Consider the following 13,857-nt stretch of genomic DNA (forward strand, 5'->3'; position numbering starts at 1 on the left):
TCTCCTTCACGTCGACACCCAGTGTTCCATGATTGTTGCACGCGCGGTGCATCCGGGCGCGCTCGGCTTTCGGCGAACCCGCAGCCGCTGCACAGGCGAGCGCGGATACGCTGGTGCCGTGATCCTCCGCAAGGCGTTCTACTGGTGGTTGTTCCCCTCCGCCGTGATCCTGCCTGTCTGGCTCCTCATCGGCTGGGCGATCTTCGGCTCCGGCGGGTGGAGCTTCATCGGCCTGCTCATCCTGTGCCCGGTGCTGTTCATCGCGATGCTCGCGATCGGCGGCATCATCATGGCGCGCAAGACCGTGCGGGACACCAAGGCCGTCTCCTGGTGGGACGTCGGCCTGATCGGCGCGTGGCACGCCTCCATCGTCGCCTTCGGCTGCTTCATCCCCGGCGTGATGAGCTGGCTCGCCGTCCTCGGCATCCTGCTCGGTCTCGCCGCGTTCTGGGTGGCGCTCTGGCAGCTGGTCACCGAGGCCAGGATGCGCGTGCAGCAGACGTTCGAGGCCTACGAGCGTGCCGCGCAGCCGCAGCAGGTCCGGCGACCGGATGCGCTGTTCGAGGAGGGCTCGGAGGTCATCGTGATCGAAGAGCGGCGCGACGAGCACTGACCGCTTTGGCAAACGCATCCTGTTCATGGCAGAATTGATCTTTGTGCCGCGGCCAGGCTCTGCCACAGGGGAGCCAGCACTTCTCGCGCACACCCCATACCGTTGATTCCCGGTCGTCGCCTGCTCTGAGCAGGAGGTGGCCCCAAGTCCGTCCTCGACCTGTGGCGGGTACAGAGAGCGAACAGCAATGCACATCCTCGATTCCGTCGACGCCGCGTCCCTGAAGTCGGACATTCCCGACTTCCGCGCGGGCGACACCGTCAAGGTTCACGTCAACATCATCGAGGGCAGCCGCTCTCGTATCCAGGTCTTCCAGGGCGTCGTCATCGGCCGCTCCAACGAGGGCGTCCGCGAGACCTTCACGGTCCGCAAGGTCAGCTTCCAGGTCGGCGTCGAGCGTACCTTCCCGGTGCACTCCCCGGTCATCGACAAGATCGAGGTCGTCACCCGCGGAGACGTCCGTCGCGCCAAGCTCTACTACCTGCGCGAACTGCGCGGCAAGAAGGCGAAGATCAAGGAGAAGCGCGACAACTAGGCTTCTCGGCTCACGCCGGAAGACCTCGACGCGCGGCATCCGCCCACGCATCGCCTGAGCTCCCTGTCCCATACACTTGGGCAGGGAGCTCAGACGGTTAAATGACGGACGAAGCAGTGCCCACCCGGTCGGACCGCGTGGCTCAGGAACGGCGCGGCGCGCGCAGGCGCAGCAGGAGCAGGCGGCGGAGCGTCCGACTCTTCCTCCGCGACCTCGCGGTGATCGTGGTGGTCGCCATCCTGGTGTCCTTCCTGGTGAAGACCTTCGTGGTCCGCTCGTTCTACATCCCGTCGGCGTCGATGGAGAACACGCTGCAGATCAACGACAGGATCATCGTCAACGAGCTGGAGCCCGGGCTGTTCCCGATCAGCCGCGGCGATGTGGTCGTGTTCCGGGATCCGGGCGGCTGGCTCCCTCCGCAGCCGCCCAGCAGGGAGAGCCCTGTCTCGCAGGCCATCGACCAGGCGCTGACCTTCATCGGCCTCTCCGCCTCCGACAGCAACGATCACCTCGTGAAGCGCGTCATCGGGTTGCCGGGCGACCACGTCGCCTGCTGCAACGTCGATGGAAGAGTCACCGTGAACGGCAGCCCGCTGGACGAGCCGTACGTGCTGCTGCAGCCCGGGCAGAAGAACGCCGCGACACTCGCGTTCGATGTCACGGTTCCGAAGGGCGAACTGTGGGTGATGGGGGATAATCGGTACAACTCCCAGGACTCGTCGCGCAACCAGAGCCTGCCGGGTCACGGCTTCGTCCCGATCGACCATGTTGTCGGGCGGGCGTTCGTGATCAGCTGGCCGACCAGCCGGTGGACCTGGCTCGACAACTACCCCGAGGTGTTCCGCGGGGCGGAGGAGGACAAGCGATGATGGCGCCGGTGAGCCCCACCCTCCGGTTCGAGAAGTCCCTCTACCGCACGGGTGTGACCTCGATCGTCGGTGTCGACGAGGTCGGCCGCGGCGCCCTGGCCGGACCGGTCGCGGTCGGGATGGTCGTCATCGACACCGCCGTGAAGCGCATCCCGGTCGGCCTGCGCGACTCGAAACTCCTGCCGGAGGCCGCTCGCGAGGCGCTGGAGCCGCACTGCCGCAAATGGGTGCTGCACCATGCGGTCGGCATGGCGTCCGCGGCGGAGGTCGACTCGCTCGGGATCATGCGCTGCCTCGGACTCGCGGGCGCTCGGGCGATGGAACTGCTCGAGCAGGGCGGGGCGCAGATCCGGGAGAGCACCCTCATCCTGGACGGAAACTACGACTACTTGAACCCGGTGCTGATGCGGCCGGCCCGCGTGGTGACGCGGATCAAGGCGGACAGGGACTGCGCGTCGGTCGCCGCCGCCAGCGTGATCGCGAAGGTGCACCGCGACCGGCTGATGATCGAGCACAGCGCCGACTATCCGGGCTACGGCTGGGCATCGAACAAGGGCTACTCCAGCCGCGAACACTTCGACGCCATCGCCGAGCTCGGACCGAGCGCGCTGCACCGGCTGACCTGGCTGCGGGATGCGGCAACGCTCCCCATTCCGACATGACCCCTCCGTCCGGCATAGACTTGACGAACAATGGATGAAGACGAGTTCGACGACTACGACCGCGAGGTCGAGTTGGCTTTGTACCGCGAATACCGGGACGTCGTCTCGCAGTTCAAGTACGTGATCGAGACCGAGCGCCGGTTCTACCTCGCGAACGAGGTGGAGTTCGTGCGCCGAGACACCGAGCACGACTTCTACTTCGAGCTGACGATGAACGACGTGTGGGTGTGGGATGTGTACCGTTCCGACCGCTTCGTGAAATCGGTGCGCGTGCTCACGTTCAAAGACGTGAACATCGAGGAGCTGTCGAGCAAGGAGTTCGAGCTCCCGAAGGAACTCGCGCTCGACGAGTAGCTCGGCGTTCTTCTCCACAGCCTGACCGTCTTCGGCAACTCTCCACAGATTCCTTCCCGGCTCCCTGCCACCGTCCCCTCCCCATGAGGCTGGACGTGGGAGGCAGCAATGGCAGCGAAAGACGAGTTGGGCCGCCGCGGAGAGAACGTGGCGGCGGAGTGGTTCGAGCGGCGAGGGTTCGTCGTGCTCGACCGGAATTGGCGATGCGCGTCGGGTGAACTCGACCTGATCGTCCGCGGCGACGGCGTGACCGCGTTCGCCGAGGTCAAGACCAGGACGTCGGTGGCGTACGGCCATCCGTTCGAGGCGATCACCCCGGCGAAGGCCGCGCGTCTCCGACGCCTCGCGGCCGAATGGTGCCGCCAGCACGGCCCGGTGCCCGGCCGCATCCGGATCGACGCCATCGCGGTGATCGACGCCTGGAGCGCACGCCCGTCGGTCGAGCACCTCGAGGGCGTGGCCTGATGCCGCTCGCCCGCACATACGCCATCGCCCTGAACGGGGTCGACGGCAACGTGGTCGAGGTGGAGGCGGACATCGCCGCCGGCCTGCCCGCGTTCTCGCTGATCGGCCTCCCCGACGCCGCTCTCGGCGAATCCCGCAAGCGGGTGACCTCCGCCGCGATGAACGCCGGCTGCCCGCTGACCCCGCGCAAGCTGACGGTCAACCTGTCCCCGGCCTCCCTCCGCAAGCAGGGCTCGGCGTTCGACCTCGCCATCGCGGTCGCCGCCCTCGCAGCGGCCGGAGACCTCAGCGCGGAGTCCGCGGCAGCCGCCGTCCACCTCGGCGAACTCGGACTCGACGGCCGCGTCCGTCCCGTCCCGGGCATCCTGCCCGCGGTCATCGCGGCCAGGGCCGCCGGTTTCGCGCGCGTCCTCGTCCCCGCCGCCAACGCGGAGGAGGCGGCCCTGGTCGACGGGGTGGAGGTGGTCGCCGTCACCAGCCTGCGCCACGCGGCGATCCACCACGGAAGCGACCTCGAGCCCGTGGACGTCGTGCCGGTGGGTGCTGCGGTTGTCGGTGCGCCTGCCACCGACCCGGCGACAGTCCGCGCGCATCCCGAGCCCGACATCGCCGACGTGGCCGGAAACGATGAAGCCATCGAGGCGCTCGTCGTCGCAGCCGCCGGCGGCCACCACCTCGCGATGATCGGCCCACCGGGCGCCGGCAAGACGATGCTCGCCACGCGCCTCCCCGGCCTTCTCCCCGACCTCACCGACGAGCAGGCCATCGAGGTCACCTGCATCCGTTCTCTCACCGACGCGGGCATCGCAGGCCGTGGCAGCACCGGCGACCCGTCATCGTCGCCCCGCGGTCTGATCCGCCGCCCACCGTTCGAGTCCCCGCATCACACGGCCTCCGCCGCGGCGATCGTCGGAGGTGGAACCACCCGGATCGTGCCGGGCGCGATCGTCCGCGCCACCCACGGCGTCCTTTTCCTCGACGAGGCCGCCGAGTTCCCGCCGTCCGTCCTCGACTCCCTCCGCCAACCACTGGAATCCGGAACGATCACCATCCACCGCGCCACCGGCACGGCAACCTTCCCCGCCCGCTTCCAACTGGTCCTCGCCTCCAACCCGTGCCCCTGCGGCCGCTACGGCTCACCCGACGAGGAATGCACCTGCACCCCCATCGCCCGCCGCCGCTACCTGGCCCGCCTCTCCGGCCCCCTCCTCGACCGCGTCGACATCCGCCTCGCCGTCCGCCGCATCGGTCTCGCTGCCCTCCGGATCCGATCGGACCCGGAGGCCTCGCCTGCGCCCACGACCGGAACGGCGAGTGCCCTCCTCCGGGAACGCGTGGTGATCGCCCGGGCTACGGCGGCGGCCCGCCTCGCCGGCACCGACTGGACCAGGAACGCCGACGTCTCCGGCGCCTGGCTCCGAACCGGCGCACTCCGTCTCCCACGCGCGACGGTCGGAGCCCTCGACCGGGCCCTCGACCGAGGGGCCATCACGATGCGCGGCTACGACAGAACCCTCCGTCTCGCCTGGACCATGGCCGACCTCGACGGCGCATCCACCCCCACCGGCCACCACATCGGAGCCGCCCTCTTCCTCCGCAGGGGAGCAGCATGACGCCCCGCCTCGCCATCGGAACCCACGCAACACCCCAAGGAACCACCGTGAACGAACCATCTCTGACTCCCGCCGGAACACCTGCCGCGGAAACGTCTCCAACACCACCGCGTATCCGGGTGGCTGAACTCACCTGCGTCCCGTGTCCGCTGCGGGCTTTCGCCTTGGGCACGATGCGCCCAACCGGACGTTCGGAGCCGCGACGATGACCCCCACGGACTTCCTCGGCATCCCGCACGCGGACCTCGCCGACCTCCTCCGCCCCGTCACCCCGAGGGCGTCTGTGCTCACCGACACCACGCCAGCCGGCAGCGTGCGCCCACCGGACTCTGGCGACCGAGCCCAGGCGGACTCCCGCTCGCGCGAACCCCGACTCACCGAGGACGGGGTCCACGCGCTGGAGACGCGTTTCGCCTGGGCAGCCATCTCCACCCTGATCGAACCAGGGGACACCGACGCTCGACTGCTCGCCGACACCCTCGGCCCCCGGGAGGCACTGCGCAGCATCGTCGTCGGAGATCCGGCAGACACCGTGCTCGGCCGCCTGCGCGAGGTGGACGAACTCGCGGCCGACACGCTGAGCCGCCGCCTGACCGCCGCCCTCGAACGCTGGAAGCCGAGAATCGCACTCGCCACCGCCACGCGGGCTCTCACGTCGGCGGCGCATCTCCACGCCACCCTTCTCACTCCCGCAGACGATCACTGGCCGTCAGCCCTGGATGCGCTGGGTCACGGCGCCCCGCTCACCCTCTGGGTGCGCGGAGACCTTGCGGGCCTCCGCCAACTCGGCCGCTCGATCGCGCTCGTCGGAGCCCGCGCATCCACCGGCTACGGTGAGCACGTCGCGATGGAGAGCGCGGCCGCGCTCAGCGACAAGGGCCTCGCCATCGTGTCCGGTGGCGCGTACGGGATCGACGGCGCAGCGCACCGAGCAACGCTCGCGAGCAATCAGACGACCGTCGCCTTCCTCGCCGGCGGTGTCGATCGCCTGTATCCGGCCGGGAACACCCGGCTCCTGCAGCGCATCGCCCAGCGGGGGTTGCTCATCGGTGAACTTCCGTGTGGTTCGCCGCCTACCCGCTGGCGTTTCCTCCAGCGCAACAGACTGATCGCCGCCGTCGCGACAGCCACCATCGTCATCGAGGCAGGCAGCCGTTCTGGATCCCTCAACACGGCGGGCCACGCGGCAATGATGGGCCGTCCGCTCGGTGCGGTCCCCGGCCCGATCACGTCCCCCGCCTCGTCGGGCTGTCACCGCCTCATCCGCGAGTACGACGCCGTCTGCGTCACCACGCCGGACGAGATGGCCGAGCTCGCCGGCGACCCGTTCCCACCGGATTCGGCCGGAGTGGGGGCGCCGGTGGGATGCAACAGGCCGATGACGCATGACCGGGCCCCGTCGAATGAGCGGGAAGGCCCGACGATCGAACTCCTGGGACCAGACCCACACCCATCCCCACACCCAGACGTGGCCGCAGACCGGCCTCCGGCCTTCGCCGAATCCCCACAGGTAGACGGGCACGACGTGCGACTCAGAGACGCGCTCAGCGCACGGACCCCACGCAGCATCCCCGACATCGCGGCCAGGGCAGGTCTTTCGCCATCCGAGGTCATGGCCACGCTCGGCCGGCTCGAGCTCGCCGGTCAGGTCACGGAAGACGAGGGAGGGTGGCGCACGACGCGCTGAGCCGTGCAGGGCGTTGGGTGCGTGGCGTTGGGGACCTGGCGTCGGGGACCTGGCGTCGGCGACACCACCAAACCGAGCGGCAGCGGGGAGTCGCCGCGCGCGCCGGCCGGTCGTGGGAGAGGCTGGGAAGGTGCAACTCGCCCGGGCTATCGACGACTTCACCGTGCACCTCACGGTGGAGCGGGGCTATTCGCCGCAGACGGTGCGGGCGTACCGGTCGGACCTGACCGGGCTGGCGTCGTTCGCTGCTGCGCGGGGGATCGAGGAGACGTCGGGGCTGAGTCTTGAGGTGCTGCGTGACTGGCTGTGGGACTCGTCCCAGCACGGTCTGTCCAAGGCGACACTGGCTCGGCGGTCGGCCTCCGCAAAAGGGTTCAGCGCGTGGGTGGCCCGGCAAACCGGGGACGACAACGATCCGGCGGTCCGGCTGCGGGCGCCGAAGGCGGACAAGATGCTGCCGCGCGTGGTCAATCGCACGCAGATCGACGCGCTCCTCGCGCGACTCGCGGCGCTCGCCGAAGACGGGGATCCCGGTCGGGTGCGCGACCTGGCCGTGATCGAGCTGCTGTATGCGACCGGTATTCGGGTGTCCGAGCTGACCGGGCTGGATGTCGACGACGTCGACCTGGACCGGCTGACCGTTCGCGTGCTGGGGAAGGGAGCGAAGGAGCGGGTGGTCCCGTTCGGCGTTCCCGCTCAGACGGCTGTCGTCGACTACCTTCGACGCGCGCGGCCGGTGCTCGTGACAGAGCGGTCCGGGCCGGCGCTGCTGCTCGGGCCCCGCGGGGCGCGGCTCGGATCACGCGCGGTCTATGGGCTGGTCGCCGGACTGCTCGCGGACATTCCGGGCGGGGGACCCTCTGGCCCTCACGCGCTCCGGCACACGGCCGCGACGCACCTGCTCGACGGCGGTGCCGACCTGCGCGCTGTGCAAGAGCTGCTCGGACACGCCAGCCTGGGCACGACGCAGATCTACACCCATGTCTCCACGGAACGGCTCAAAGAGAGCTACCGCACCGCCCACCCTCGCGCCTGACTCACGCTCCGCGGCGGCGGTCGCCGGTGGATGCAGGGGGAGCAGCACCGCTCTCGGCACACGGTCGAAGAACAGCAGGGGAGAGACGTACTCGCCGTCCACGCGCACGCCGACGTGGAGGCAGGTCGCTGCGCAGTGGCCGCCGTCTGCGACGTGGCCGAGGAGCTGGCCGGGTGCGAGGTCCGTCCCCAGCGTCAGCTCCGACGCGAGGGGCTCGTAACTGGAGAGGATGCCGTCGCCGTGGTCGAGCGTGAGGACGGGACGGTCGACGACCGTGCCGACGAACTTCACCGTGGCTCGGGCGGGGGCCGTGACCGGTACCGCCGCCCCGGTGCTGGATACGACGGCGAGGTCGATGCCCCTGTGCCCTGCCGCGTACGGCGTCGGGGGAGCCGCATACGCGTTCGACAGCACGACAGGCTGCACCGGCCACGCCCACGCGCCTGGCTGGGTGGTGGCGGCGGTCGCGGTGGCGGAGGTGGTGCCGGCCACCGCATCCACTGGCTTGGTTGAAGCAAGCACTCCGATCAACGCGAGCACCAGCGCCAACACCACCGCCCGCATCACCGCACCTGCCAGACCCGCATCTCCTCCACGCTCGCTCACCACTTCCATACCTCAACCCTGTCCGCCGCACTCTCTCGCTCCCGCCCCGGCAGGAACCCCGTGGACAACACCCCAGCGCCGCCTCCTGTGGAGAACTGCGTCCAACACACCCGGCCCGACGGCCGCCCTTGCCCCCACCCGCCTTCGGAGTATCGTGTGGGTCGCCGGTTCGCCGCAGCCAGCGGCAGCCCGCAGCCAGCGGCAGCTGCAGCCCGCTGCAGCCCGCTGCAACTGCGGCCAGCCGCGCGCCGTACAGCCACAACCGAAAAAAGGTCTTACATGTCTGAGCAGCAGAAGGCGTCGTCGTCGGCGTCAGCCACAGCGTCGTCGGATGCGAATGTGCCCAAGCCGACCGGAGCCATGCGGAGGAAGGTCATCGGGCTGGCGATCGCTGCAGCCGTCGGTGGCTTCCTGTTCGGTTTCGACTCGTCCGTCGTCAACGGGGCCGTCGACTCGATTCAGAAGCATTTTGCCCTGAACGCGTTCGTCACCGGGTTCATCGTCGCCATCGCCCTGCTCGGCTGTGCCGCCGGTGCGTATATCGCCGGGCGCCTCGCCGACCGCTGGGGCCGGCTGAAGGTCATGCTTCTGGGCGCCGTGATGTTCCTGGTCAGCTCGATCGGGTCCGCGCTGGCGTTCTCCGCCTGGGATCTGGGCATCTGGCGCGTGATCGGCGGTCTCGGCATCGGGATCGCGTCCGTCGTCGCCCCCGCATACATCGCCGAGATCGCTCCGAAGCAGTCGCGCGGCAGCCTCGCGTCGCTGCAGCAGCTCGCCATCACCATCGGTATCTTCGTCGCCCTCCTCTCGGACGCTCTGCTCGCCGGGGTCGCGGGGTCCGCATCCAACCAGCTGTGGCTCGGGATGGAGGCCTGGCGGTGGATGTTCCTGGTGGGCGTGATCCCGTCGGTCGTCTACGGCATCCTCGCGCTCACGCTGCCGGAGTCTCCGCGCTTCCTGCTGGCGAACGGGCGGCACGACGAGGCCAAGGCGATCTTCTCCACGCTCGTTCCGGAGAGCGACGTCGACCGGCAGATCGCCGACATCGAGCGGGCCATCGCCGAGGACAAGGAAGGCAAGAAGGCCACGCTGCGCGGCAACAGGTTCGGGCTCAAGCCGATCGTCTGGATCGGCATCATCCTGTCCGTGTTCCAGCAGTTCGTCGGCATCAACGTGATCTTCTACTACTCGACCACCCTGTGGCGGGCCGTCGGGTTCACGGAGAGCAATTCACTGCTCATCACCGTGATCACCTCGGTCACGAACGTGGCCGTCACCATCGTGGCCATCCTGCTGGTCGACAGGGTCGGGCGGCGTCCGATCCTGCTCACCGGGTCGATCGGCATGACCGTGTCGCTCGGCGTGATGGCGCTGGCGTTCGCGTTCTCCGAGAAGGTCGACGGGGCCGTCACCCTTCCCGGAGCGTGGGGACCGATCGCGCTGGTCGCCGCGAACCTGTTCGTGGTCTGCTTCGGGGCGTCGTGGGGTCCGCTGGTGTGGGTGCTGCTCGGCGAGATCTTCCCGACCAAGATCCGCGGCAAGGCGCTCGGCGTCGCCGCAGCGGCGCAGTGGATCGCGAACTTCGTGGTCACGATCAGCTTCCCGCCGATGTCCGACTTCTCCCTGCCGTTCACGTACGGGATGTACGCGATCTTTGCGCTGCTGTCGTTCTTCTTCGTGTTCTTCAAGATCCCGGAGACGAACGGGATGGCGCTCGAACACGCGGAGACGCTGTTCACGAACGCGGGCAAGAGCCGCGGTCCGCAGGTGCGGTCGACCGGCGACACCGTCTGACGCCGGCGCGCCCGACGGCCCGCCGTTCCTGATAAGCTGTCTGCAGCACTCCGCCCGTCGGAGTGACTACGCGTGCCCACACGACCTTCACGGGTCGAGGCCTTCACCGGCTGGCGCGACATCCACCGGTCTTCTCTCTCCAGCGGTCATCCGCGCGGTGAGCGAAGCGGATGCGCGCGCAGGGCACCAGGAGCGGCGGCCACTCGGTCGCCACTGACAAACCGCAACGCGCATCCGCCTGCCGGCGCAGAACGCCCTGGCTCCGGATGCCCAGAAAAGGAGAACGGCATCATGGCCGTTGTAACCATGCGCCAGCTGCTCGACAGCGGCGTCCACTTCGGACACCAGACCCGTCGCTGGAACCCGAAGATGAAGCGCTTCATCCTCACCGAGCGCTCCGGCAGCTACATCATCGACCTGCAGCAGTCGCTCGCATACATCGACAAGACGTACGAGTTCGTCCGCGAGACGGTCGCCCACGGTGGCACCATCCTCTTCGTCGGCACGAAGAAGCAGGCTCAGAACGCCATCGCCGAGCAGGCGACCCGCGTCGGCCAGCCCTACGTCAACCAGCGCTGGCTGGGTGGTCTGCTGACCAACTTCCAGACGGTGTCGAAGCGTCTCGCCCGCATGAAGGAGCTCGAGGAGCTCGACTTCGAAGGCACCACGAGTGGCTTCACCAAGAAGGAACTCCTCATCAAGAAGCGCGAGCTCGACAAGCTGCACAAGTCGCTCGGCGGCATCCGCAACCTGTCCAAGACCCCGAGCGCTCTCTGGGTGGTCGACACCAAGAAGGAGCACCTCGCGATCGACGAGGCCAAGAAGCTGGGCATCCCGGTCATCGGCATCCTCGACACCAACTGCGACCCGGACGAGGTCCAGTACCCGATCCCGGGCAACGACGACGCCATCCGCTCCGTCAGCCTCCTCACCCGCATCGTCGCCGACGCAGCGGCAGAGGGCCTCATCCAGCGTCACCAGAAGCCGGAAGAGGGCACCGAGCCCGCCGAGCCGCTGGCCGAGTGGGAGCAGGAGCTCCTGAAGGCGTCCGGCGAAGAGGTCCAGGCCAGCGCCGAGACCGAGAAGGCGGCAGACGCCGACCTCGCTGAGGCCAAGGCGGACTCCGCTGAGGTCGTCGCCGAGGGCGAAGCGGTCGCAGAGGCCGTCGCCGAGACCGAGGCTGCCGACGAGGCCGCCGCCGTCGCGACCGACGACGCCACCGAGGCGGTCGTCGAGGCCGAGACCGAAGCCAAGTAGTCCGCTTCCTCACCACACAGTTTCAGAAGACAAGGGTTCTCAACGAACATGGCAAACATCAGCATCGCTGACATCAAGGCCCTGCGCGAGCAGCTCGGCACGGGCATGGTCGACACCAAGAAGGCGCTCGAGGAGGCCGATGGAGACATCGAGAAGGCCACCGAGATCCTGCGCCTGAAGGGTGCGAAGGGCAACGCGAAGCGTGCAGACCGCTCCACGAGCGAAGGCCTCGTCGCGGCCAAGGAGAACGGCGAGACCGCCACGATGATCGAGCTCGCCTGCGAGACCGACTTCGTCGCGAAGGGCGAGAAGTTCGGCGCCCTCGCCGAGAAGGTCCTCGACGCGGTCACCGCCGCGGGCGCCACCACGGTCGAGGAGGCCCTCGCGGCCCCCGCCGGCAGCCAGACCGTCGCCGAGCTCATCGGCGACGAGGCAGCCATCCTCGGCGAGAAGGTGGAGCTGCGCCGCGTGGCCGTCGTCACCGGCGAGCACTTCGCGATCTACCTGCACAAGACCTCCAAAGACCTGCCCCCGCAGGTCGGTGTCGTGCTCGGCTACGCCGGCGACGACGCGGAGACCGCGCGCAGCATCGCCCAGCACATCTCGTTCGCCAACCCGGAGTTCCTCACCCGTGAGGACGTCCCGGCGGAGGCCGTCGAGAACGAGCGTCGCATCGTCGAGGAGATCTCGCGCAACGAGGGCAAGCCGGAGGCAGCACTGCCGAAGATCATCGAGGGTCGCCTCGGTGCCTACTTCAAGCAGGTCGCGCTCCTCGAGCAGGACTATGCAAAGGACAACAAGCTGAGCATCAGCCAGGTGGTCAAGGACGCGGGCATTACCGTGTCCGGCTTCGCCCGGTTCAAGGTCGGCGCCTAGCAGCACCATGAAGGAGTCCGGATCGTCTCGTACGATCCGGACTCCTTTTCTGTGCGCATGCCGACCGCGTTCGGTACAGGGCTCGCACACCCACTAGCTTTAACGAGATCGCTCACGGAAGGACTCATTACGCATGTCGGAATCCAACAAGAGGCGCAGGGTCCTTCTCAAACTCTCCGGTGAGGCGTTCGGTGGCGGCCAGCTCGGCGTCAACCCGGACATCGTCAGCGCCATCGCCCGCGAGATCGCGCAGGCGGCGCAGGACGTCGAGATCGCCATCGTCGTCGGCGGAGGCAACTTCTTCCGCGGAGCAGAGCTGTCGCAGCGCGGCATGGACCGCGGCCGCGCCGACTACATGGGGATGCTCGGCACCGTCATGAACTCGCTCGCCCTGCAGGACTTCCTCGAGCAGGCAGGCGCGGAGACCCGCGTGCAGTCCGCCATCGCGATGACCCAGGTGGCCGAGCCGTACATCCCGCGTCGTGCGGAGCGTCACCTGGAGAAGGACCGCGTGGTCATCTTCGGTGCCGGCGCAGGCCTGCCGTACTTCTCGACGGACACCGTCGCCGCCCAGCGCGCCCTCGAGATCGAGGCCGACGTGGTGCTCGTCGCCAAGAACGGCGTCGACGGCATGTACGACGACGACCCCCGCACCAACCCGGATGCGCGCAAGATCGACCAGATCAGCCACCAGGACGCGCTGCAGCAGGGTCTCAAGGCCGTCGACTCGACCGCGCTCAGCCTCTGCATGGACAACGGGATGCCGATGCGCATCTTCGGCATCGAGCCGGCAGGCAACGTGACCGCTGCGCTGCTCGGCGCCGAGATCGGCACCCTGCTCGGCTGAGGCTGCCGCCGCAACCGCCGCCCGCAGCATCCGCCCGCATCCTGGGCTCTAGACTAGAAACCGTTCCACCGACTGAAGGAGAGACCGTGATCGCGGATGTGATTTCCGACGCCACCCAGCGCATGAGCAAGACCGTGGAGGCGGCGAAGGACGATTTCAGCACGGTCAGCGCCGGTCGCGCGAACCCCGCGCTCTTCCAGAAGGTGCTCGTCGACTACTACGGTTCCCCGACGCCGCTCGCGCAGCTCGCCGGTCTGCAGAACCCGGAGGCCCGCGTCCTGCTCGTCACGCCGTACGACAAGTCGGCGCTCAAGGAGATCGAGAAGGCCATCGTCGCGATGCCGAACATGTCGGCGAACGTCGGCAACGACGGCGACATCGTGCGCGTCACCCTGCCGGAGCTGACCGAGGAGCGCCGCAAGGAGTTCGTCAAGATCGTCCGCACCAAGGGCGAGGACGCGAAGGTCGCGATCCGCAACATCCGCCGCAAGGCGAAGGACGACCTGGACGCCCTCAAGAGCGAGGTCGGCGACGACGACGTGGCGCGCGGTGAGAAGGAGCTCGAGAACATCACCCGCTCGCACGTCGACGCCGTTGACGACGCACTGAAGCGCAAGGAAGCCGAGCTCCTCGAGGTCTAGGC

At 68.6% G+C, this 13,857-nt stretch carries 14 protein-coding genes and 1 pseudogene; 14 read left to right on the forward strand and 1 reads right to left on the reverse strand.

What is annotated here, in order from left to right; translation table 11 throughout:
• Positions 1 to 118: 118 nt before the first annotated feature.
• The 9 genes from HF024_RS08515 to HF024_RS08555 all read left to right on the forward strand — a co-directional run bounded on the left by HF024_RS08515 (position 119) and on the right by HF024_RS08555 (position 7,834).
• Positions 119 to 613: a hypothetical protein gene (locus HF024_RS08515; RefSeq protein ID WP_085368579.1), complete on the forward strand. Its 495-nt coding sequence runs from the start codon at positions 119 to 121 to the stop codon at positions 611 to 613.
• Between the two features lie 187 nt (positions 614 to 800).
• Complete coding sequence (gene rplS / locus HF024_RS08520) at positions 801 to 1,148, forward strand: 50S ribosomal protein L19 (protein WP_085368578.1); 348 nt, start codon at positions 801 to 803, stop codon at positions 1,146 to 1,148.
• Positions 1,149 to 1,249: 101 nt separating this feature from the next.
• Positions 1,250 to 2,017, forward strand: coding sequence for a signal peptidase I (gene lepB / locus HF024_RS08525; protein ID WP_085368577.1), 768 nt, complete (start codon positions 1,250 to 1,252; stop codon positions 2,015 to 2,017).
• Positions 2,017 to 2,679, forward strand: a complete 663-nt coding sequence (locus HF024_RS08530; RefSeq protein WP_247597419.1) for a ribonuclease HII — start codon at positions 2,017 to 2,019, stop codon at positions 2,677 to 2,679. The genes lepB and HF024_RS08530 overlap by 1 nt, the downstream gene beginning before the upstream one ends.
• Positions 2,680 to 2,709: 30 nt before the next feature.
• Positions 2,710 to 3,033 (forward strand): DUF2469 domain-containing protein, encoded by a 324-nt coding sequence (locus HF024_RS08535; protein WP_055893100.1) that lies wholly within the window; start codon positions 2,710 to 2,712, stop codon positions 3,031 to 3,033.
• A 108-nt stretch (positions 3,034 to 3,141) separates the two neighbouring features.
• Positions 3,142 to 3,498, forward strand: coding sequence for a YraN family protein (locus tag HF024_RS08540; RefSeq protein ID WP_168689275.1), 357 nt, complete (start codon positions 3,142 to 3,144; stop codon positions 3,496 to 3,498).
• Positions 3,498 to 5,111, forward strand: a complete 1,614-nt coding sequence (locus HF024_RS08545; protein ID WP_168689276.1) for a YifB family Mg chelatase-like AAA ATPase — start codon at positions 3,498 to 3,500, stop codon at positions 5,109 to 5,111. Before HF024_RS08540 ends, HF024_RS08545 begins: the two co-directional genes overlap by 1 nt.
• A gap of 205 nt (positions 5,112 to 5,316) precedes the next feature.
• Positions 5,317 to 6,798: a DNA-processing protein DprA gene (dprA, locus tag HF024_RS08550; RefSeq protein ID WP_168689277.1), complete on the forward strand. Its 1,482-nt coding sequence runs from the start codon at positions 5,317 to 5,319 to the stop codon at positions 6,796 to 6,798.
• 130 nt (positions 6,799 to 6,928) lie between these two features.
• Positions 6,929 to 7,834 carry a tyrosine recombinase XerC gene (locus HF024_RS08555; RefSeq protein ID WP_168689278.1) on the forward strand — a complete coding sequence of 302 codons (906 nt, stop codon included), beginning with the start codon at positions 6,929 to 6,931 and terminating at the stop codon, positions 7,832 to 7,834.
• A 90-nt stretch (positions 7,835 to 7,924) separates the two neighbouring features.
• On the opposite strand, the pseudogene HF024_RS08560 reads toward HF024_RS08555, so the two are convergent.
• A pseudogene (locus tag HF024_RS08560) lies at positions 7,925 to 8,449 on the reverse strand (M23 family metallopeptidase); the annotation flags it as partial.
• A 270-nt stretch (positions 8,450 to 8,719) separates the two neighbouring features.
• Here HF024_RS08560 and HF024_RS08565 point away from each other — a divergent pair.
• The 5 genes from HF024_RS08565 to frr all read left to right on the forward strand — a co-directional run bounded on the left by HF024_RS08565 (position 8,720) and on the right by frr (position 13,855).
• Positions 8,720 to 10,234 carry a sugar porter family MFS transporter gene (locus HF024_RS08565; protein ID WP_168689279.1) on the forward strand — a complete coding sequence of 505 codons (1,515 nt, stop codon included), beginning with the start codon at positions 8,720 to 8,722 and terminating at the stop codon, positions 10,232 to 10,234.
• A 291-nt stretch (positions 10,235 to 10,525) separates the two neighbouring features.
• A complete protein-coding gene (gene rpsB / locus HF024_RS08570) occupies positions 10,526 to 11,491 on the forward strand; it encodes a 30S ribosomal protein S2 (protein WP_085368560.1) in 966 nt (321 codons plus the stop codon).
• 48 nt (positions 11,492 to 11,539) lie between these two features.
• The gene (tsf, locus tag HF024_RS08575; protein ID WP_168689280.1) at positions 11,540 to 12,367 is read left to right on the forward strand and encodes a translation elongation factor Ts; all 828 of its coding nucleotides are present in this window, start codon (positions 11,540 to 11,542) and stop codon (positions 12,365 to 12,367) included.
• Between the two features lie 133 nt (positions 12,368 to 12,500).
• Positions 12,501 to 13,214: a UMP kinase gene (pyrH, locus tag HF024_RS08580; RefSeq protein WP_168689281.1), complete on the forward strand. Its 714-nt coding sequence runs from the start codon at positions 12,501 to 12,503 to the stop codon at positions 13,212 to 13,214.
• Positions 13,215 to 13,300: 86 nt separating this feature from the next.
• Positions 13,301 to 13,855 (forward strand): ribosome recycling factor, encoded by a 555-nt coding sequence (frr, locus tag HF024_RS08585; protein WP_085368557.1) that lies wholly within the window; start codon positions 13,301 to 13,303, stop codon positions 13,853 to 13,855.
• The last annotated feature ends 2 nt before the right edge of the window (positions 13,856 to 13,857 follow it).

It is taken from the genome of Leifsonia sp. PS1209 (assembly GCF_012317045.1).
Classification (GTDB): domain Bacteria; phylum Actinomycetota; class Actinomycetes; order Actinomycetales; family Microbacteriaceae; genus Leifsonia.